Genomic DNA, 20144 nt, shown 5'->3' with positions numbered 1-20144 from the left:
CCCTCCCACGCCGTGCCACGCGCTGTCGCCCCTCCGGCACGATGACCGCATGGCATCCCACTCGGCACTGCCCACGCAGCGTCCCCGACGCTCCGCCGCACTCCTCGCCGCCGCGGGCTCGGCGCTCGCCCTGGCCGCCTGCACCGGCGGGCCGCAGGGCACGGGCGGACCGGAGGAGCCGGACACACCGTCCAGCGCCGCGCCGAGCGACGTCGCCTGGACCCAACGAGCGGTCGAGGTCTGCGGCACCCCGATCGACGAGGTCTACCGGCCCACGGGGGACACCTCGGCCGTCGACCACGTCGCGGTGACGCTCCTCGACGGCTCGACGTCCGCGCAGCTCGAGATCGAGGTCGAGCTCGGCGGCCCGGGCTACGACTCGATCGACCTGTTCGCGAGCGACGTCTTCGTCGTCCTCGTCGACCCGGCATCAGGTTCCGTGTCCGCCGTCATGGCCGCCGAGGGGGAGGCCGTGACGTTCACCGAGCTCGCGGACCCGATCGAGATCGGGGCCCCGGCCGAGAGCACGACGACCGCGGTCCCGGTGCCCTGCGGGGACCACGCACCGACCGACCAGGTCGGTGTCGAGCCGCTGCCGGACGGCGACTACGAGCTCGTCGTCGAGGGCGATCTCTTCTCCCCCGGCGCGGCGTTCGAGCAGCCGATCAGCTGGGCGGCCGAGCCGTTCCCGATCGAGGTCGCCGGCGGCGCCGTCACCGCCGGCTGAGCCCGACGACGGGCGCAACCGCGGGCGTGGCCACCGGCCGAGCCGACCAGGACGTGCGCGGGTCCGGGGCCCGCACCCTGACCGGCGCTACCGTGTCGGTGTGATGCTCCTCGCGGAAGACCTCACCCTGCTCCTGCTCGACGACGACTCGGGCCGGTTCACGGCGCACTCCTCCCTCGACGCCGCGCTCGGCGGCGCCCTGCTCGCCGAGCTCGCGCTCGGCGGGTGGGTCGTCATCGAGGACCCGTCGGGCATGTTCAAGCGGTCGACCGTCCGCCCGACCGACGCGCCGGCCCCCGGGCACCAGGTCCTCGCCGAGGCGCTCGCCGAGGTCGCGGCCAAGGAGCGCTCGACGAACGAGCTGGTCACCCGGCTCGGCCGGGCCGCCAAGGAGCCGTTGCTCGAGTCGCTCGCCACCCGCGGGATCCTGCGCCGCGAGCGCGGCCGGGTGCTCGGCCTCTTCCCGTCCACGACCTGGCCGACCGCCGACGCCACCCACGAGCAGCAGATGCGTGCGGCGCTCACCGACGGCATCGCCACCGGCAGGGGTGACGAGCGGGTCATCGCCCTCCTGTCCGTCCTCTCGGCGATCGACATGGCGCACAATGTGCTGCCGGTCGACGGGCTCGGCAACCGCGAGATCCGCCGCCGCGTGCGGGAGATGGCCGAGGGCGACCTGTCCGCCAAGGCCGTGAAGGACGCGGTCGGCGCCATCGACGCCGCGGTCACCGCGGCCATCGTCACCACCACCGTCACCTCCAGCTGAGCGCGGCTCAGGCGGGCCGCACGCGCAGCTCGCCCGGCCAGGCCGACCGCACCTCCGCGGTGAGCCGGTCGAACCAGCCCGGACCCACCACCGCCGAGGCGCCCCCGAGCGCGGCGCCGAACTCCTCGGTCGCGCCCCGGGCACGCGCCTCCTGCAGCGCGAGCACGGGCACCCCGAGAGAGTCGAGCCGGCGCGCGAGCTCGACCGCCCGGTCGGCACCGGCCCCGCCGGGGTGGACGGTCAGTCGGACCTCGAGCTCCAGGGGTCTTGCCCGGCGGGCGGCGAGCGCCAGCTCGAGGCTGCGCCACGCACGGCGGCCGGACCCGCCGCGGCCGACCACCACCGGGTAGTCCTCGGGCATCGCCTTGACGTCGAGCCCGAGGAACTCCAGGTGCGGCAGGACGGCGGCGAGCCGGTCTGGGTACGCGCCGGCGGTGTGCAGGCCGACGCCGAGGCCCGCCGCATGCACCTCGCGCACCGCCGGCAGCAGGGCCGGCTGCCGCGTGGCCTCCCCACTGGAGAACACGACGCCGTCGAGGAGGCCGCGGCGCCGACCGAGAAGGTCCCTCACCCGTTCCCACGGGACCTGCCCCGGGATCCGGGGGTCGATGAGCTCCACGTTCTGGCAGTAGCCGCACGCCCACGGGCACCCCTGGGTGAACACCGTGGCCACGAGGTGGTCCGGCCAGTCCACGCCGCTCAGAGGCACGAGGCCGGCGAGCTCGAGGTCGTCAGCGCTCACGGGCGCGCGGCCGGTCGTCATGCGCCCGCGCCCACCAGGTGCGGCTCGGCAGCCGCCTCGGTGAACATCGTCCGCTCGGCGTACTCGCCCTTCTTGCCGAAGTTGAAGCTCGACACGGGCCGGAAGTAGCCCATGACGCGGGTCCAGACCTCGCAGGGGACGGGTTCGGCGTCGGGCCGCTCCGCGGCGCACCGGTCGCAGAACAGGTGCTCGCCCGCGAGGTAGCCGTGCGCCGGGCACAGGGAGAACGTCGGCGTGACGGTGAGGTACGGGAGCCGGAACCGCTCGAGCGCGCGGCGCACGAGGGCGGCGCAGGCCACCCCGGAGGACAGCTGCTCGTTCATGTAGAGGTGGAGCACCGTGCCGCCGGTGTACTTCTGCTGCAGCTCGTCCTGCATCTCGAGAGCCTCGAAGGGGTCGTCGGTGTGCGCGACCGGCACCTGCGAGGAGTTCGTGTAGTACGGCTGCTGCTCGGTGCCGGCCTGGAGGATGCCGGCGAACCGCTTCCGGTCCTCCTTGGCGAACCGGTAGGTCGCGCCCTCGGCGGGCGTGGCCTCGAGGTTGAACATGTGGCCGGTCGACTCCTGCACGTCGACCAGACGCGCGCGCACGTGGTCGAGGATCCGCGCCGTCATCTCGTGGCCCTCCGGGTCGGTGAGGTCGAGCCGGTCGCCGGAGAAGTTGCGGACCATCTCGTTCATGCCGTTGACGCCGATGGTGGAGAAGTGGTTGTCGAGCGTGCCGAGGTAGCGGCGCGTGTACGGGTAGAGGCCACGGTCGATGAGGTCCTGGACGGTGGTGCGGCGCTGCTCGAGGACGTCGGCGGCGAGATCGACGAGCCGGTCGAGCTCGGCGACGAGGGCGCCCTCGTCCCCGGCGAACCGGTAGCCGAGGCGGGCCATGTTGACGGTGACGACACCGACGGACCCGGTGAGCTCGGCCGACCCGAACAGGCCGTTGCCCCGCTTGAGGAGCTCCCGCAGGTCGAGCTGGAGCCGGCAACACATCGACCGGATCATCCCGGGGTCGAGGTCGGAGCTGATGAAGTTCTGGAAGTACGGCAGGCCGTACCGCGCCGTCATCTCGAACAGGAGCCGCGCGTTGTCGCTGTCCCAGTCGAAGTCCTTGGTGATGTTGTACGTGGGGATGGGGAACGTGAAGACCCGCCCGGCGTCGTCCCCGCGGCTCATCACCGTGAGGAAGGCACGGTTGACGACGTCCATCTCCGCCCGCAGGTCGCCGTAGGTGAAGTCGCAGACCTCGCCGCCGATCACCGGGTGGACGTCGACGAGGTCTGCCGGGCAGGTCCAGTCGAGGGTGAGGTTGGTGAACGGGGACTGGGTGCCCCAGCGCGAGGGGACGTTGAGGTTGAAGATCAGCTCCTGCATGCACTGCTCGACCTCGTCGTCGGTCATCGAGTCGAGGCGGACGAACGGGGCGAGGTAGGTGTCGAACGAGGAGAACGCCTGCGCGCCGGCCCACTCGTTCTGGAGGGTGCCGAAGAAGTTGACGATCTGGCCGCACGCCGACGAGAGGTGCCGCGCGGGGGCCGAGGAGATCGCACCGGGCACGCCGTTGAACCCCTCCTCGAGCAGCCGGCGCAGCGACCAGCCGGCGCAGTAGCCGGCGAGCATGTCGAGGTCGTGGATGTGCAGGTCCCCCTCGCGGTGGGCGGCCCCGGCCTCCGGCGCGAAGACGTGGGAGAGCCAGTAGTTGGCGACGACCTTCCCCGAGGTGTTGAGCATGAGGCCACCGAGCGAGTAGCCCTGGTTGGCGTTGGCGTTGACCCGCCAGTCGGCGCGGTCGAGGTACTCCTCGATCGTGCTCCTGGGGTCGACGAGGGGTGCTGCGCTCACGGTGCGTCCTCCTCCGACGGTCCGGCCCATCGGCCGGGTGAGTTCCGCACGCTAGAGGTCACGCCACCAGATCTTGTGGTCAATTCTCTCTGCAACACAAGATGTAGTGGTGCATAACGGTCGCCCCGTGGAATCTCGACGACGGAGCGGGACCTTGGTCCCGGTCCGTCCCGAGGTGTTCACGGCCTCGGCGCACAATGTGCCGGTGACCTCCCTCGTCGACCTCCTGCGCCGCATCGGCGCCGACGACGAGCGCCTCGTCCACCTCGAACACCTGCCGGCGCGACCCGCGCGCACGGCCGACTGGCCCGACTGGGCCGATCCCGACCTCGTCGCCGGGTACCGCCGCCTCGGCGTCGCACGACCATGGACGCACCAGGTGACGGCCGCCCAGGCCGTCCACGAGGGGCGGCACACCGCCGTCGCCACCGGCACCGGATCGGGCAAGTCGATGGCGGTGTGGCTCCCCGTGCTCTCGGCCGTCCGCGCCGGGGCGCTCGCGGCCGTCGGGCCCGACGCCGGGTCGATCGCCCGCCACACTCGCCGCCCCACCGCCCTCTACCTCGCGCCGACCAAGGCCCTCGCCCACGACCAGGCGACGGCGCTGGAGTCCCTCCTCGCCGCGAGCGCACCGGCCTCGGCGCGCGTGGCGACGTGCGACGGCGACACCCCCGACGCCGAGCGGGACTGGGCACGCGAGCACGCCGACGTCGTCCTCACCAACCCCGACTTCGTCCACTACTCGGTGCTGCCCTCGCGCCGCCGTTGGGAGCGGATGCTGCGCGGGCTGTCCGTCGTCGTCGTCGACGAGGCGCACGCCTACCGCGGGGTGCTCGGCGCGCACGTCGCGCTCGTCGTGCGCCGGCTCCTGCGCGTGGCCCGGCACCTCGGCGCGGACCCGACGGTCGTCTGCCTGTCCGCGACGAGCGCGCAGCCCGGTGTCGCGGCGGCCCGGATCGTCGGCACGTCCCCCGACGAGGTGGTGGTGGTCGACGACGACGCCTCCCCCGCCGGCGACCGCTACCTCGCGCTGTGGCAGCCGGCCCCGGCCGACCGCTGGGGTTCCGCCACTGCCGAGAGTGCGGTTCAGGTGGACAACGTCGAGAGTGCGGCTCAGCGGGCGAGGACGGGCACCGCGGGCGGCGGCCTCGTCGACGACGCCCCACGCGGGGGCTCCGACGACGACCCGTGGGCGCTGCCCGCCGACGCCGTCGCCGCCGAGGAGGAGGGACTCGACCGGGACCAGGCCGACGAGGTCGAGCGCCGCTCCGCGCTCGCCGAGTGCGCCGAGCTCGTGGCCGACCTCGTGCCGGCAGGCGCCCGGACGCTCGCGTTCGTCCGCTCCCGCCGTGGGGCCGAGGCGCTCGCCGAGTCAGCCCGCCGGCACCTGGCGGTCGTCTCGCCGGCGCTCGCCGACACCGTCCGCGCCTACCGGGGCGGGTACCTCCCGGAGGAGCGGCGCGAGCTGGAGGCGCAGCTGCGCTCGGGCGAGGTCCTCGCGATGGCCACGACCAACGCGCTCGAGCTCGGCATCGACGTCTCGGGGCTCGACGCGGTCCTGCTGTGCGGGTGGCCGGGCTCGCGCGCCTCGATGTGGCAGCAGGCGGGGCGGGCCGGCCGCGCGGGCGCGGACGGCGTGGCGGTCCTCGTCGCCTCGGCCGACCCCCTGGACTCCTTCCTCGTCCACCACCCGGAGGCCGTCCTCGGGGAGCCGGTCGAGGCCACGGTCTTCGACCCGGCCAATCCCCACGTGCTCGCCCCGCACCTGTGCGCCGCCGCCGCGGAGCTCCCGCTGACGGAGCCGGACCTCGCGCTCTTCGGGATCGACGACGAGCGTGGTCTTGCCCTGCTCGACCACCTGACGAACGCGCTCGGCCTGCTCCGCCGCCGACCGACCGGGTGGTACTGGGACGTGGCCAACAGCGTGCGCGCGCAGGACCTCACCTCGCTGCGCGGCAGCACCGAGCGGCAGGTCCAGATCGTCGAGTCCGCCACCGGCACCGTGCTCGGCACGGTCGACGCGGCGGGCGCCGACACCGCCGTGCACCCGGGTGCGGTCTACGTCCACCAGGGCCGGGTGCTGCTCGTCGAGACGCGGGTCGACGACGTCGCGATGGTCACCGACGGCGCCCACCTCCCCTACCGGACGCGGGCGCGCAGCAGCTCGAGCGTCCGGTTCCTCTCCGAGGAGAGCGTGGTCGAGCGCGGCGGCGTGCGCTGGGCCACCGGCGAGGTCGAGATCACCGGCCGGGTCGACTCGTTCGTGCGCTACCGGGTCCCGGACCAGCGGCAGATCGGGGTCGAGCAGCTCGACCTCGAGGCCCGGACGTTCCGGACCGTGGGGACGTGGTGGACGCTCGACGAGGACACGGTCGAGGCGGCCGGCATCGATCCGGGCCGCCTCGGCGGGGCGCTGCACGCGGCCGAGCACGCCTCGATCGGCATGCTGCCGCTGCTCGCCACGTGCGACCGGTGGGACATCGGCGGGCTCTCGACCGAGGCGCACGACCAGACCGGACGGCCCACGGTCGTCGTCCACGACGGGTTCCCCGGCGGCGCCGGGTTCGCGCGCCGCGGGTTCGACGCCTCGGTCGAGTGGGTCCGCGCCACGCTCGAGACGGTGCGGACGTGCCCCTGCGTCGCCGGCTGCCCGCGCTGCGTGCAGTCGCCCAAGTGCGGGAACGGCAACTCACCGCTCGACAAGGCCGGGGCGATCCGGCTGCTCACCCTCCTGTCCGAGGCCGCCGATCAGCACCCCGACGCCGAGCCGTTCGTCCCGCCCGCCGGCGAGATCTGACCGGGTCCCGACCGACGGCCCGCGGTCGCCGCACAGCTCCCCGGGCGTCGGCGTGCCCCACGCCAGGCACTCACCGCACCGGTCCGGCCCGGGCGTGGGCCACGGCGTCGTAGGTCCCGAGCACGCCGAGGTCGACGACGACGGTCGCCGAGACGACCACCTCCTCGTCCTCGACCGTGCACGAGAGCGCGACCGCGTCGTTCTCCCCGACCACCCGGGCGGACCGCGCGCACGCCTCGGCGGGCACCGTGCCGTGCTGGACGGCACCCGCCGCGGCGAGCGACCCGAGGTCCGCTGCGCCCTGGGCCTCCTGGCGCGCGACCTGGACGCGGGCGAGGGCGAGCACGCCGACGAGGAGCACGAGCATGGCGGCGACGACCCCGGCGACGAGGACGGTCGCCGCTCCCCGCTCGGGGTCCGTCCGGGGCCGGCGCTCGCCACGCGCCTCCCGGGACCCGCCCGTCACGGCGAGCCCCCGACCAACGCCTCCTCCGGGACGGCGCTCGCGCTCGCCGTCACCTGGCCACCGGTCACCGCGAGGGGGCCGGGCCAGCCGGCGACGACCTCGACGACGACGAGGCCCTCGTCCCGCCGGACCGTGATCGTCGCGTCGTCCGGGGCAAGCTGCCGCGCGTGGGCGAGGACGACCTCGGAGCTCTCGCCCGCGGCGGCCGCCCTGGCACCGGCCTGAGCCGCGTCCGTCGCCCGGATGTGCTGCGCCCCGGTCGCGATGGCGGCGAGGACGAGCAGGAGGACGAGGGCGACGGCGGGCAGGACGACGGCGAGCTCGGCGGTGACCATGCCGCGCTCGTCGTCGTCGGGGCGGGGGTCCCCACGGGCGGGAGCCCGGCGCGCGGCCGGGGGCCGGGCACTGGGCCCGACCCCCGGCTGTGGGCGCGTGGACATCAGACCCCGAGCGCCCGCGTGATGAGCCCCGTCACCATGGAGAGGACGGCGTCGCCGTTGAGGATCCCGATGAGGGCGGCGGCCAGGCCCGCCGCCGCCACGGTGCCGATGGCGTACTCGGCGGTCGCCATGCCCGCCTCGGGGTCCTCCGCCGCGAGCTCGTGCCGCGAACGGAGCGTGGTGCTGAGGCGGTGGGCCGCCTGGGTGATCGTGTGCATGTCGTCAGTCCTTCCCCGGTTCCAACCGGTGTGCGCCCGACCCGGTGCCGGGCTCGCAGGACCAGGCTGCCGAGATCGCGCGGTCCGCCGTCGGGCACCCGCCTCGGCCTGTGCACAGGAATGCAGCACGGCAGCCTGTGGGGACCGGAGCGCTCAACCGCCGAGGAGGTCGAGGCCGGCGCCGAGCACCACCGGGAGGATGCCGAGCAGGACGAACGCCGGCAGGAAGCACAGGCCGAGCGGGAGGACGAGACGGACGCCGAGGCGCGCGGCGGCCTCCTCGGCGGCGCGCGCCCGGTCGGCCCGCAGGTTCGTCGCCCGCACGTCGAGGAGCGGGCCGGGGTCGGCGCCGTCGTTCCACGCCGGCTCGAGGCAGTCGGCGAGCGCCCGCGCGTCCGGCGGGACGTCGGCCCACGCCTCCTCCCAGGGCGCTCCGAGGAGCAGGAGCTCGCCCGCGGTGCACAGGGAGCCGGCGACCGTGCCGTCGCCGATCTCGGCCACCGAGTCCCCGAGGGCACGCAGGGCGCCGGGGACCGAGCTCCCGGCCGCGAGCGTCGCCGCGCACAGGTCGAGCAGGACGGCGGGGTCGAGGCGGAGACCGGGCAGCTCCGGGCGGTGGGGCGGCTCCGGCTCCGGGGCCGGACGGGTGAGCAGCCAGGGTGCGACGGCGGCCAGCGCGAGGAGGAGCAGCTGGAGGTTCATGCGTCGGCCGTCTCGGCCCGGCGCTCCTCACGGAGCACCCACCACCAGCCCGCGACGAGGAACGTCAGGCCGAGGACGAGGCAGACGGTACCGATCCCGCCGTCGAGGAGGACCGCGACCGGGTCGGCGCCGACGGCCGCCCCCAGCAGCAGGCCGAGCAGCGGGAGCCAGCCCAGGAGCCGGCCGGTCGCGCGCGGCCCGGCGAGGGCCACGGTGCGGGCGCCGGCGGCGCGGGCGGACTCGGCGATGCCGGACGCGCTGCGGTCGAGGATCTCGGCGAGCGGCGCACCGGTGGCGTGCGTGACGCGGCAGGCCGCCACCACGCCGGCGAGCGCCCCTCGGGCGGAGGCCCGCTCCGCCCGGCTGCCGAGCCTCGGCCCCTCGCGCCGTCCCAGGCCCGGACGACCGCCGGAGGGGTCGCCCCCGGCACCGGGACCGGCACCAGGCCGGGCACCCCGCCGGCCGACCCCGAGCCGCTCGGCCAGAGAGATGAGCTCGACCGGCACGCCGCTGTCGTCGAGCACGGCGCCGCGCACGGGTGTGCCCGACGATGCAGCCCTCGCCCCACCCGACGACACTCCCGACGATGCAGCCCTCGCCCCACCCGACGACGCTCCCGCCGATCCGACCGTCGGCGCACCTCTCGACGCGGCCGACGCACCCACGGTCGACACCCCGGAAGCCGCACCCGCCGGCGTGGCGATCCCGGAGCGGTCGAGCGCGAGCGCCCAGGCCCGGGCGGGGTCCGACCCCGCCCGCAGACGCATCGCCACCTCAGAGACGAGGAGTCCGGGGTCGAGGCGTGCCCGTCGCACGCGCCCGCGACGACCCCGAGCAGCGCCCACCCCGGCCACACCGCTCGCACGCCGGGCGAGCCGGCGCACCCGTCGCGGGGGCGGCGCGAGGAGCAGCACGGCGAGCGCCACGAGGAGGCCCGCACCCAGCGCGCCGGGGCTCATGCGACCGCCACTCTCGCGCCGGCCCCGAGCGCAGCAGCCACGGCCGCATCCCCGACCCGACTGGCCAGCCGGTCCACGCCCGGCCCGGCGCTCACCCGCCCGTCCGCCGCGACGGTCAGCGCCTCGACGCACTCGAGGCGGTCGCCGATCCGGTGCAGCACCCCGACCTGGGCGAGGTGCCGCCGTCCGTCGGTGCGCCGCAGGTGGACGACCGCGTCGATCCCGGAGGCGGCCTGCGCGGCGAGGGTCGACTCGGACATGCCCGCGAGCGCCGCGAGCGCGACGAGCCGGCTCGGCACGTCCTGCGCGGTGTTCGCGTGAACCGTCGCCCACCCGCCCTCGTGCCCGGTGTTGAGGGCGCCGAGGACGTCCCGGATCTCGGCGCCCCGGCACTCGCCGAGCACGATGCGGTCCGGGCGCATGCGCATGGCGGCCCGGACGAGGTCCGCGAGGGTGATCTCGCCGGCCATCTGCACGTTGGGGCGCCGTACCTGGAGGTGGACGACGTGCGGGTGGGCGGGCCGCAGCTCGACCGAGTCCTCGAGGCACACGATCCTCTCGCCGGGGTCGGCGAGGCCGAGGAGCGCGGCGAGCATGGTCGTCTTGCCCGTGCCCGTCGCGCCCGAGAGCACGACGTTGGCCCGCGCGGTCACGAGCGCGCGCAGCACCGGCGCCGCGTGCGCGGGCACGGCTCGCAGCGCCACGAGGTCCGCGAGCGAGAGGGTCGTGTCCCGGAAGGTGCGCAGCGAGATCGTCGTGCCGTCGGCGGCGAGCGGCGGGATGACGGCGTGCAGCCGGGTCCCGTCGGGCAGGGTGCCGTCGACCACCGGAGCGGCGTCGTCGAGGCGGCGGCCGCACGCCGCGGCGAGCCGGGTGGCCAGTCCCCGCACCGCGCCCTCGTCACCGAGGACCCGCCGCGGGTCCGGCACGCGCACGAGCCCGTCGCCACGGTCGGCCCACACGCCGGTGGGACCGTTGACGAGGACGTCCGTGACGTCGGGGGCGGCGAGCAGCGGGGCGAGCAGCGTGCCCGCGCCGAGGAGCTCGGCCCGCAGGTCGTGCTCGAGCCGCAGGAGGGTGCCCGAGCCGAGCGCCCCGGCGGTCCCGGCGTCGAGGGCCTCGCCGAGGGTGCGGCCCGCCGCGACCTCGGCGCGCACCCAGGACGCACCGGACCGGGCGGTCGGGCGCGCCCTCACGAGGCGATCCCCAGCGCCCCGGCGGCCTCCTCGGCGGCGCTCCGCAGTGGGCCGCGCCGCGTGCCCGGCACCACCCCGTGCTCGACCCCGGCCTCGAGGGAGCGCACGTGCTTGACGACGGTGCGCAGCGGCAGCCCGCAGGCCTCCGCGACGTCGGTCGCGAGGACGTCCTCGCCGGCCCGACGGCGCACGACGAGGGACACCTCGGGCCCGCCCGGCGTCGCCGCCAGCGACCTCGCCACGGCCGCCGCCGCACCACCACCCCGCAGGCCGGCGCCAGCCACGAGCAGCAGGTGGTCGAGCTCCTCGACCAGGGGGTGCCGTCCGTCGTCGGAGCGAGCGAGCACGGTCCGCGGCAGGTCGAGGACCATGACGTCGGTGGCCTGGGCGACCGCTCGCACGGCGCGGGTGACGACCGGCTCGTCGACGTCGGCCCCGCCGCGCAGGTCGCCGCCGAGCAGGCGGACGTGCTCGAACGCCGGCAGCGAGGTGGTGAGTCGGTCGGGCAGCAGGGTGCCCTCCTGGCGCCTGAGGTCCGCCCACCGGGTGCCGGGGTCGCGCTCGAGCCCGGTGAGCAGCTCGACGACCCCGCCGGCCGGGTCGAGGTCGACGAGCACCGTCGGGGTCCCGGCCCGCACGGGCACGCGGGACAGCGCGACGGCGAACGTCGTGGCGCCCGCCCCGCCGTGCGCACCGACCACGCCGACCCGGACGGCACGCGCCGTGACGGCGCCCAGCAGCAGGTCGAGCAGCCGCTCCTCGTCCCGGGGCACCTGGAGGCGGGCACCCACCTCGGGTCCGGCGACGACGACGAGCTCCCCCGCGCCCACGTCGTCCAGGACGATCGCTGCGCCCCGCCAGTCGTCGCTCACCCGCAGGCCGCCGAGGTCGGCGAGCCGCCGCACCGCGGCACGACCGGCCGAGTCCGGGTCCCCTCCTCGCACGGCCGCGACCGCCGTCGTCCCACCCATGGTCCTCCCCACTCCCCGGCGCACCCTGCGCCGTCCGGACCGACGCTGCCGCAGCACGAGCTCGGCGCGCTCCCCCGGCGTCCCACCTGTGGACAGATCGCCGTGAGGACGCCCTGTGGACCCGCGTGCCCGTGCGCCGGTCGCCCGCCGACCACCCCGGCGCCGCCGACCGGAGAACCGTCGAGGCGGGGAGCACGGCCCCCTCCCGGCGTCGCTCGGCACCTCGGCCGCGCGACTACCCTGGTCCCGACTCGCCCGACCCGCGGGCGCCCGACCGGAGGGCCAGTGCTCGATGTCGTCGCCGTCGGGAGTCCCTCCCACTCCGGAGTCCGCGGAGACGCCCGACGAGACCGACGGAGACCCGCCCCGCCCCGACACGGACGGAGCCACCACGGTCGGAGCCGCCACCCCCGGTGCCACCGGCACGCGAGCCGCCCGCGCCGGCGCTACCTCGGCCGGACGCGCCCGTCGCCGCCGCCCGTACCGGCGCCGCACCCGGCTGCCCCAGCACGCCTGGGCCGTCGTGTTCGCGATCCTCCTGGTCCCCGGCACGGTCGGGGTCCTCGCGGTCCTGCCGTGGGCCTCGGACCGGGTGGTCGCGGCGTCCGGTACGGGTACCGCGCTCGGCCCGACGGCCGCGCTCCTCGGCCTCACCCTCGCGGCCCTCACGCTCAGCTGGCTCATCGGGTGGGCGACGGCCGTCTTCTCCTCCCTCACGTCCTGGCTGTACGCGCTCGGCGCCTGGCTCGTGGTCTCGCTCTCGTCGGACCGGCTCGCGCAGGCCGAGGTCGCCGCGCCGTTCCGCCGGGCCGCGGACGGCCTGCGCGTCCTCGCCGAGCACGGGACGGCCACGGTCGCGGTCGTCCTCGTCGCGGGCGTCGCGATCGGGACCTCGATCGCCCGCCGCAACGGCCGGTCGGACGAGCGCGCCGAGGCGACGACCGGCCACGAGCGCCCGCGCCGCGGCGACCACGTCCTCGCCACCGCGCCGGCGGTCGCCCTCGGGGCCCTGGGCGCGTGGCTCGTCGCTCTCGCGTCGCCGGGCGTGCCGGACGGCAACGGGTGGACGTCGTGGCTCCTTCTCCTGGGCGCGCTCGTCCTCGCCGCCTGCGCAGCCACCGCCGGCATCTCCTCGATCGGCGGGCAGATCGCCGGCGGCCTGCTCGTCGTGCTCTGCCTCCTGCACACCTCGGTCCTCGGCACCGGCCCCTCCCCGGTCGAGCTGGACCCGGGGCAGTCCTCGAGCGCGCTGGCGGACGGCACCCTGCTCGTCCTCGGCATCGTGCTGGCGATGGGGGTCTCGGGGGCGCACTGGGCGCGCCGCTCCGGGAAGCGCTACGAGCGCACCGAGATGGCCATCGCCCAGGTCTCCCGTCCCGCGCGGCAGACAGGCTCCCGCCGCGTGTGACGCCCGCAACGCGCCGGGGCGCCTCCGCGGTGCGTGCCTGGTGCGGTCGTAGCGTGGCGTGACGAGCGGTGGGAGGCGGTCCCGCCGTACCCACGCCAGGCCGAGGAGGCAGTCACGGTGACGGACAACCCGAGCACGGACGGGTCGCGCACGTCGGCCGACGACGAGCTCGCGGCGGCCCGGCGCCGCGCCCTCCTGCCCACCTCCTCCCCCGAGCGGCTCCGACCGCACGGCGTGGACGACACGCTCGCGCGCATGCCCGCGGTCGGGTCCGACGAGGCGGAGCGGTCCGTGGCAGGCACGAACGCCCCCGACGACGACGCACCCCGCGACGTCCCACCCGCCGGCGACGCCACCGCGCCGGTCGCGGACGACGCCACCGCGCCGATCGACGAGGTCGAGGTGGCCCCCGACGCGCCGCTCGACGAGGTCGAGGTGGCCCCCGACGCGCCGCTCGACGAGGTCGAGGTGGCCCCCGAGGCGCAGGTCGACGAGCCCGGCGCGATCCCGGCCGCTCACGCCGACGAGCCGCAGACCGACGAGCCGCTCGCCGGCGAGCCGCAGGCCGACGGCGCGGTTCCGGCGGACGATCAGGCCCCGCACGGCGCAACCGGGAGCGGTGCGCGCGCGGCCGACCCGGCGGAGGCATGGGAGACGTCGATCGACGCGCCGCCCGCGCCCACCGGCGAGGACCTCGACGAGCACCCGCAGGGCGGTGCCGGTGACGACACCCGGGCCGTCGGCACGAACGAGACGCGGCCGATGACGGCTCCCGCCGGCGACGAGACCCGGCCGCTGGACGGCCCCGCGCAGGAGCAGGACCGGGACGCGGACGCCGCCAGCACGGCCACCCACGCACCCGGCGACGCATCTCCCACCGAGGACGACGTCGACGCCGACAGCTGGGACGCGGCCTTCGCCTCCGGCGGTGACGGGGTCCCCACGGCCACCGACCGCCCCGCCGGTACGGGGGCCGCCGCAGCCGCCGCCGGTGCGACCGCTGCCGGTGCGACCGCGACGGGCGCAGCGACCGCCACGGCCGACGACGGCTCCCCGGCCGACGGCTCGGAGGCCATCGACGCGTCCGGCACCGAAGCGTCCGCCGCCGAGCCCTCCGACACCGACACCTCGGAAGACGACGACTCCTGGACGCCGCTGTTCGCCGCGTCCCGCGCGGCCGTCGCCCGCAGCGGCAGCAGCGCCGGGTCCGCCGACTCGGCCACCGGGCACGCCGCCGGGTCCGCCGATTCCGACGGGACGGCCACGACCCGCACACCGGATGCCGCCGGCGACACCACCACCGACGACCCGGGGACCGGCTCCGGCGCGGCGACCGCCACGCTCGCCACCGGCGCCGCCGGCCTCGCCGCCCGCGGCCGCCGCACGCCCGAGGGCACCGCCGCCGGAGCCGCGGGCGGGACCGGCGCCACCTCGGCCGACGCCCGGACCGCCGGGCGGACGAGCGGCACCCGAGACACCGACGGACGCTCGACCGAGGACGGCCTGCCCGACACGTGGCGCGGGGACGCCCCCCAGGACACCCCTCCGAGCCGCGGCGCCGGCACCCACCTGTGGGTCCTCCTCGCCTCGCTCGTCCTCGCCCCGGTCGCCTGGTACCTCGTCACCGACGCGGGCCGCCGGCTCACCAACGGGGAGAACACCGCCTGGGTGACCGGCGACGTCGTCGTCGAGCACGTGGCCGAGCTCGGGGCGGGCGCCGTCCTCGTCCTCCTCCTCGTCCTCCTCGCCCGGGTCAGCTCGATCGGCGCCTGGGTCTGGGGAGTCGTGGGCACGCTGCTCGGCGCCGCCTGGCTCGTCGTACCCGGCCCGCTGTCCGACCTGATCCAGCCGGTCCTCGACGGGATCAGCGACCTCTCGGGGGTCGGCGCGCTCGGCGAGAACGTGGCCGCCCACCTCGTCACCGACGGATCGTCGGGCCGTCTGCTGCTGTACGGGCTCGCGCTCGTCGGCGTCGCCGCCGCCACGCACGGGGCGCGCCGGGCCGGTCGCGCGGAGGGCGTCTTCGCCGCGGAGGAGCAGCGCGCCACCCGGCCCCGGGGCTAGGCTCGATCCCGGACACGAACCGGGCCCGCGTGGCCCGCAACGGCAAAGGGGCCCCGAATTGACGACCGACGACCTGACCGGCGGCGTGGACAACCTCCTCACCGAGACGCGGACATTCGCGCCCGACCCGGACTTCACCGCGCAGGCGAACGCCGGCGCGGAGCTCTACGAGCGCGCCGCCGCCGACCGCGAGGCGTTCTGGCTCGACCAGGCCCGCGACCTGCTCACCTGGCGCACGGTGCCTACCGAGTCCCTCGACTGGTCGGGCGCGCCCGTCGCCCGCTGGTTCGCCGACGGCACGCTCAACGCGTGCGAGAACGCCGTCGACCGGCACGTCGCGGCCGGCAACGGCGACCGCGTGGCCATCCATTTCGAGGGCGAGCCGGGCGACCGCTACGACCTCACCTACGCGGAGCTCCTCGAGCAGGTCTCGCGCGCCGCGGGCGCGCTGGAGGCGCTCGGCGTCACCACCGGGGACCGCGTGGCGATCTACCTGCCGATGATCCCCGAGGCCGTCGTCGCGATGCTCGCCTGCGCGCGGATCGGCGCCGTGCACTCGGTCGTGTTCGGCGGGTTCTCGGCCGACGCCCTCCACTCGCGGATCATCGACGGCGACGCCCGGCTCGTCGTCACGGCCGACGGCGGCTGGCGCCGCGGCAAGCAGCTCCCCCTCAAGCGGGCCGTCGACGACGCGCTGGCCAAGGGCGGCACGAACGTCGAGCACGTCCTCGTCGTGCGCCGCACGGGGCAGGACACGGACTGGACCGAGGGCCGCGACGTCGAGTGGGCCGAGGCCCTCGCCGCCGCGCCGGCCACCCACGAGCCGGTCGCCGTCGAGGCCGAGCACCCGCTGTTCATCCTCTACACCTCGGGCACCACGGGGAAGCCGAAGGGCATCCTCCACACGACCGGCGGCTACCTCACCCAGGCGCAGTACACGTTCCGCAACGTGTTCGACCACAAGCCGGGCCAGGACGTCTACTGGTGCACGGCCGACGTCGGCTGGGTCACCGGGCACTCCTACGTCGCCTACGGCCCCCTCGCCGACGGCGCCACGCAGGTGGTCTACGAGGGCACGCCCGACTCCCCGCACCAGGGCCGCTGGTGGGAGATCGTCGAGCGCTACGGCGTCACGCTCCTGTACACGTCGCCGACCGCGATCCGCACGTGCATGAAGTGGGGCGAGGAGGTCCCGGGGAAGTTCGACCTCACGAGCCTGCGGCTGCTCGGCAGCGTCGGCGAGCCCATCAACCCCGAGGCGTGGATGTGGTACCGCCGCGTCATCGGCGGCGAGCGCACCCCGATCGTCGACACGTGGTGGCAGACCGAGACCGGCGCCATCATGATCGCCCCGCTGCCCGGCGTCACCGAGACGCAGCCCGGCTCCGCGACCCAGCCCCTGCCAGGCATCTCGGCCGAGGTCCTCGACGACGCGGGCGAGGTCGTGAGCAACGGCCAGGGCGGCTACCTCGCGCTGACCGCCCCGTGGCCGTCGATGACGCGCGGCATCTGGGGCGACCCGCAGCGCTTCGTCGACACGTACTGGTCGCGGTTCCCGGGCCGCTACTTCGCCGGCGACGGCGCCCGGAAGGACGACCGCGGCGACATCTGGTTCCTCGGCCGGGTCGACGACGTGATGAACGTGTCCGGGCACCGCCTCTCGACCACCGAGATCGAGTCGTCCCTCGTCTCGCACCCCAAGGTCGCCGAGGCCGCGGTGGTCGGCGCGAGCGACGACACCACCGGTCAGGCCGTCGTCGCGTTCGTCATCCTGCGCGGGGACGCGGTCCACGAGGCGGACGAGGTCGGGGAGGGCGCCGACGTCGTCGCCGAGCTGCGGACGCACGTCGCCACCCAGATCGGCCCGATCGCGCGCCCGCGCACCGTCCATGTCGTCGCCGAGCTGCCGAAGACCCGCTCGGGGAAGATCATGCGGCGCCTGCTGCGCGACGTGGCCGAGGGCCGCGACGCCGGCGACGTGACGACGCTGGCCGACACCACGGTGATGGACCAGATCGCCAGGGGGATGTCCCAGGCCTGACGGCCCGGACCTCTGCCCCCGGGTCAGGCCACCCCGACGCGGGGGCAGAGGTCCGCGAGCACGCACGCGCCGCAGGCGGGCGCGCGCGACGTGCACACGGCGCGCCCGTGGGCGATGAGCCGGTGGCAGGCGAAGGTCCAGTCCGCCTCCGGGAGCTCGCGGGCCAGGTCCTTCTCGACGGCGAGGGGCGCGTCCGCCGCGGTGAGCCCGAGGCGCCGCGCGAGCCGGCCCACGTGGGTGTCGACCGTGATCGCCGGGACGTCGAAGACGTTGCCGAGGACGACGTGGGCGGTCTTGCGCCCGACCCCGGGCAGCGCGGTCAGGGCGTCCCGGTCGGCGGGGACCTCCCCCGAGTGGTCACGCTCGAGGGCGGCGGCCAGACCGATCAGCTGGCCCGCCCGCCGCGCCTGGAACCCGAGCACGCGCACGACGGCGCGCACGTCGTCCTCGGACGCGGCGGCGAGATCGGCGGGCGTGGGCCAGCGGTCGAACAGCTCGGGGGTGACGGTGTTGACCCGTTCGTCCGTGGTCTGCGCCGACAGCACGGTGGCCACGAGCAGCTCGAACGCGTTGCGGTGGTCGAGGGCGCAGCGGGCGTCCGGGTAGGCGCGCTGCAGTGCGGCGTCGATCTCGCGTCCCCGCCGGGTGCCGCCGCCACGGCCCGCACCACCTCGTTCGCGGCGCCCGACCGTCACCTCGGCTGCCGTCTGCGCAGATCCCCGGACCACAACGCGATGGTACGTCGCGGCGAGGCTGGGTGCCCCGCGTCACAGGTGATGGCAGGATGGGGAGGTAGTGCCCCGAGGTACTGCCGCCGCGAGAAGAAGGAGAAGCGCCGTGGATGGTGACGTCATCGACTCGGTCCCGCTGTTCGAGGACCTCGAGGAGGCCGATCGCGCCGCCCTGTTGCAGGTCATGGGGCAGATCAAGCTGCGCCGTGGGGAGATCCTGTTCCGGGAGGGTGAGCCCGGCGACCGGATGTACATCCTCCTCGACGGCAAGGTGAAGGTCGGGCACCGCTCGGCCGACGGCCGCGAGAACCTCCTGGCGGTGCTCGGCCCCGGCGAGCTCCTCGGCGAGCTCACCCTGTTCGACCCGGGACCCCGCTCGACGACGGCGACCGCTGTGGCGCCGACCCGGATGCTCGTCCTCGAGCACCGCGACCTCATGGAGTACATCGACACCCGTCCGGGCCTGGGCAAGCGCCTCCTGCGCTCGCTGGCCCAGCGCCTGCGCCGCACGAACACCGCGCTCGGCGACCTCGTGTTCTCCGACGTGCCGGGCCGCGTGGCCAAGGCGCTGCTCGACCTCGCCGACCGGTTCGGCGAGTCGACCTCCGAGGGCGTCCACGTCCCCCACGACCTCACCCAGGAGGAGCTGGCCCAGCTGGTCGGCGCCTCCCGCGAGACGGTCAACAAGTCGCTCGCCGACTTCGTCTCCCGCGGCTGGATCCGCCTCGAGGGTCGCGCCGTGCTCCTCCTCGACATCGAGCGCCTGCGCCGCCGCGCCCGCTGACCCGACCACGGCGTGACGGCGCCCCGGCCTGCGGGCCGGGGCGCCGTCGTCGTGCATGGGTCCCGTCGTCCCGCGCAGGCTCCGCCGCCGTGCACGGGTCGGCGTCCACGGGCCGGGCTCAGGCCTCGTCGGGCGAGACCTCGACGAGCAGCTCGACCTCGACGGGGACACCCAGCGGGAGCACCGCGACCCCGACCGCGGAGCGCGAGTGCGTGCCGAGGTCGCCGAAGATCTCCCCGAGCAGCTCGGAGGCGCCGTTGACGACCTGCGGTTGCCCGGTGAAGCCGGGGTCGGAGGCGACGAAGCCGGTCACCTTGACGACCCGCGTGATCGCGTCGAGCGACCCGGTGAGCGAGCGGACCGCCGCCAGGGCGTTGAGCGTGGCCGTGCGGGCGGCGGCGTAGGCGTCCTCGGGCGAGACACCCGCGCCGACGAGGCCGACGTGCGTGGGCTCGCCGCCGACGACGGGCAGCTGGCCCGAGGTCTGGACGTGCGTGCCTGTCCGTACGGCGGGGACGTAGGCGGCGACCGGGGTGGCCACCGGCGGCAGCTGGATCCCGAGCTCGGCCAGGCGGGCCTCGGCGCCCATCAGGCGCCCGTCGGACGCTTGAGGTAGGCCACCGGGTTCGTCGTGCCCTCGGGGCCGGGGACGATCTGGACGAGCTCCCAGCCGTCTGCGCCCCACTGGTCGAGGATCGCCTTGGTCTGGTGGCTGATGAGCGGGATGGTCGCGTACTCCCAGGTAGTCATGCGCCGATCCTATGGCGGCGGGACCTCCGGGGGTACCTGCCGCCCGCCCGGTGGATCAGCTGCCGGCGCGGGCCATGAGCAGGCGTGGCGCCTCGGCCTGGCTGAGCTGTGCGATGACGGCGTCGTCCTCGCGCCGCAGGGCCTCGCTCCAGGACGTGACGGCGGGGTACCGGCGCTGCAGCGCGCGGCGCTCGCGCTCCGTGAGACCGCCCCACACGCCCTGGACCGGTCCCGCCTCCAGCGCGTCGGCCAGGCACTCGAGTCGGACGGGGCAGGCGAAGCACACGGACCGGACCTGCCGTTGCGCGGGGCCCTCGGCGAACAGCACGTCGGGGTCCAGATCAGCGCACGCTGCCCTCATCGTCCAGCTTGCGTCACTCAACGCGATACACCTTTCTTTGCAGCCGGTGCCGCGACGAACCGGGACGGACGTTGCCGGAACGAAACGCGACCCGCCGAAAGTAGCCCGGATTCCTGGGTTATGGGAAGACCCATTCTCACAGATGAGACCAATTCGCCACGAAGT

At 75.7% G+C, this 20144-nt stretch carries 20 protein-coding genes; 7 read left to right on the top strand and 13 right to left on the bottom strand.

Annotated elements, in window-relative coordinates; all coding sequences use genetic code 11:
- Window positions 1-49: 49 nt before the first annotated feature.
- Together ACZLMO_RS00795 and ACZLMO_RS00790 are read left to right on the top strand one after the other, a co-directional pair.
- Window positions 50-727, top strand: a complete 678-nt coding sequence (locus ACZLMO_RS00795) for a hypothetical protein (RefSeq protein ID WP_425714382.1) — start codon at window positions 50-52, stop codon at window positions 725-727.
- 103 nt (window positions 728-830) lie between these two features.
- Window positions 831-1493: a GOLPH3/VPS74 family protein gene (locus tag ACZLMO_RS00790; RefSeq protein WP_463652738.1), complete on the top strand. Its 663-nt coding sequence runs from the start codon at window positions 831-833 to the stop codon at window positions 1491-1493.
- A 7-nt stretch (window positions 1494-1500) separates the two neighbouring features.
- Here the strand turns inward: ACZLMO_RS00790 and ACZLMO_RS00785 are convergent, their stop codons facing one another.
- On the bottom strand, window positions 1501-2256 hold the full coding sequence (locus ACZLMO_RS00785) for an anaerobic ribonucleoside-triphosphate reductase activating protein (protein ID WP_463652612.1): 756 nt from the start codon (window positions 2254-2256) through the stop codon (window positions 1501-1503).
- Window positions 2253-4121, bottom strand: a complete 1869-nt coding sequence (locus ACZLMO_RS00780; RefSeq protein ID WP_463652611.1) for a ribonucleoside triphosphate reductase — start codon at window positions 4119-4121, stop codon at window positions 2253-2255. Before ACZLMO_RS00780 ends, ACZLMO_RS00785 begins: the two co-directional genes overlap by 4 nt.
- A 175-nt stretch (window positions 4122-4296) precedes the next feature.
- Here ACZLMO_RS00780 and ACZLMO_RS00775 point away from each other — a divergent pair, with 175 nt between their 5' ends.
- Entirely contained in the window at window positions 4297-6888 is a 2592-nt protein-coding gene (locus tag ACZLMO_RS00775; RefSeq protein ID WP_463652610.1) for a DEAD/DEAH box helicase, read from the top strand.
- Between the two features lie 70 nt (window positions 6889-6958).
- Here the strand turns inward: ACZLMO_RS00775 and ACZLMO_RS00770 are convergent, their stop codons facing one another.
- The 7 genes from ACZLMO_RS00770 to ACZLMO_RS00740 all read right to left on the bottom strand — a co-directional run bounded on the left by ACZLMO_RS00770 (window position 6959) and on the right by ACZLMO_RS00740 (window position 11840).
- Window positions 6959-7354, bottom strand: coding sequence for an Rv3654c family TadE-like protein (locus ACZLMO_RS00770; protein WP_425714378.1), 396 nt, complete (start codon window positions 7352-7354; stop codon window positions 6959-6961).
- The gene (locus ACZLMO_RS00765; protein ID WP_463652609.1) at window positions 7351-7689 is read right to left on the bottom strand and encodes a TadE family type IV pilus minor pilin; all 339 of its coding nucleotides are present in this window, start codon (window positions 7687-7689) and stop codon (window positions 7351-7353) included. The genes ACZLMO_RS00770 and ACZLMO_RS00765 overlap by 4 nt, the downstream gene beginning before the upstream one ends.
- A gap of 104 nt (window positions 7690-7793) precedes the next feature.
- On the bottom strand, window positions 7794-8012 hold the full coding sequence (locus ACZLMO_RS00760; protein ID WP_463652608.1) for a DUF4244 domain-containing protein: 219 nt from the start codon (window positions 8010-8012) through the stop codon (window positions 7794-7796).
- 153 nt (window positions 8013-8165) lie between these two features.
- Window positions 8166-8714 carry a type II secretion system F family protein gene (locus tag ACZLMO_RS00755; RefSeq protein WP_463652607.1) on the bottom strand — a complete coding sequence of 183 codons (549 nt, stop codon included), beginning with the start codon at window positions 8712-8714 and terminating at the stop codon, window positions 8166-8168.
- Window positions 8711-9238, bottom strand: a complete 528-nt coding sequence (locus tag ACZLMO_RS00750; RefSeq protein WP_463652606.1) for a hypothetical protein — start codon at window positions 9236-9238, stop codon at window positions 8711-8713. Before ACZLMO_RS00750 ends, ACZLMO_RS00755 begins: the two co-directional genes overlap by 4 nt.
- Window positions 9239-9669: 431 nt before the next feature.
- Window positions 9670-10869 (bottom strand): TadA family conjugal transfer-associated ATPase, encoded by a 1200-nt coding sequence (locus ACZLMO_RS00745; RefSeq protein ID WP_463652605.1) that lies wholly within the window; start codon window positions 10867-10869, stop codon window positions 9670-9672.
- Window positions 10866-11840 carry a CpaE-like family protein gene (locus tag ACZLMO_RS00740; protein ID WP_425714372.1) on the bottom strand — a complete coding sequence of 325 codons (975 nt, stop codon included), beginning with the start codon at window positions 11838-11840 and terminating at the stop codon, window positions 10866-10868. Before ACZLMO_RS00740 ends, ACZLMO_RS00745 begins: the two co-directional genes overlap by 4 nt.
- 292 nt (window positions 11841-12132) lie before the next feature.
- On the opposite strand from ACZLMO_RS00740, the gene ACZLMO_RS00735 reads away from it, so the two are divergent.
- The 3 genes from ACZLMO_RS00735 (at window position 12133) to acs (ending at window position 17353) form a co-directional block, all read left to right on the top strand.
- A complete protein-coding gene (locus ACZLMO_RS00735) occupies window positions 12133-13248 on the top strand; it encodes a hypothetical protein (protein ID WP_463652604.1) in 1116 nt (371 codons plus the stop codon).
- A gap of 117 nt (window positions 13249-13365) precedes the next feature.
- Window positions 13366-15312: a hypothetical protein gene (locus ACZLMO_RS00730; protein WP_463652603.1), complete on the top strand. Its 1947-nt coding sequence runs from the start codon at window positions 13366-13368 to the stop codon at window positions 15310-15312.
- Between the two features lie 58 nt (window positions 15313-15370).
- The gene (gene acs, locus ACZLMO_RS00725; RefSeq protein WP_463652602.1) at window positions 15371-17353 is read left to right on the top strand and encodes an acetate--CoA ligase; all 1983 of its coding nucleotides are present in this window, start codon (window positions 15371-15373) and stop codon (window positions 17351-17353) included.
- A gap of 23 nt (window positions 17354-17376) precedes the next feature.
- Here acs and nth read toward each other — a convergent pair whose 3' ends face one another.
- Window positions 17377-18081, bottom strand: a complete 705-nt coding sequence (nth, locus tag ACZLMO_RS00720) for an endonuclease III (protein ID WP_463652601.1) — start codon at window positions 18079-18081, stop codon at window positions 17377-17379.
- A 109-nt stretch (window positions 18082-18190) separates the two neighbouring features.
- On the opposite strand from nth, the gene ACZLMO_RS00715 reads away from it, so the two are divergent.
- The gene (locus ACZLMO_RS00715) at window positions 18191-18868 is read left to right on the top strand and encodes a Crp/Fnr family transcriptional regulator (RefSeq protein WP_425714367.1); all 678 of its coding nucleotides are present in this window, start codon (window positions 18191-18193) and stop codon (window positions 18866-18868) included.
- Window positions 18869-18986: 118 nt separating this feature from the next.
- Here ACZLMO_RS00715 and ACZLMO_RS00710 read toward each other — a convergent pair whose 3' ends face one another.
- Genes ACZLMO_RS00710 through ACZLMO_RS00700 form a run of 3 tightly spaced genes read right to left on the bottom strand, consistent with a single transcriptional unit; the run spans window position 18987 to window position 19979 of the window.
- The gene (locus tag ACZLMO_RS00710) at window positions 18987-19457 is read right to left on the bottom strand and encodes a RidA family protein (protein WP_425714366.1); all 471 of its coding nucleotides are present in this window, start codon (window positions 19455-19457) and stop codon (window positions 18987-18989) included.
- The gene (locus ACZLMO_RS00705; protein ID WP_425714365.1) at window positions 19457-19618 is read right to left on the bottom strand and encodes a DUF4177 domain-containing protein; all 162 of its coding nucleotides are present in this window, start codon (window positions 19616-19618) and stop codon (window positions 19457-19459) included. The genes ACZLMO_RS00710 and ACZLMO_RS00705 overlap by 1 nt, the downstream gene beginning before the upstream one ends.
- 55 nt (window positions 19619-19673) lie before the next feature.
- Entirely contained in the window at window positions 19674-19979 is a 306-nt protein-coding gene (locus ACZLMO_RS00700) for a WhiB family transcriptional regulator (protein ID WP_463652600.1), read from the bottom strand.
- Window positions 19980-20144 lie beyond the last annotated feature (165 nt).

Source organism: Georgenia sp. G2120, from assembly GCF_055326485.1.
This window is presented reverse-complemented; position numbering and strand designations above follow the sequence as displayed.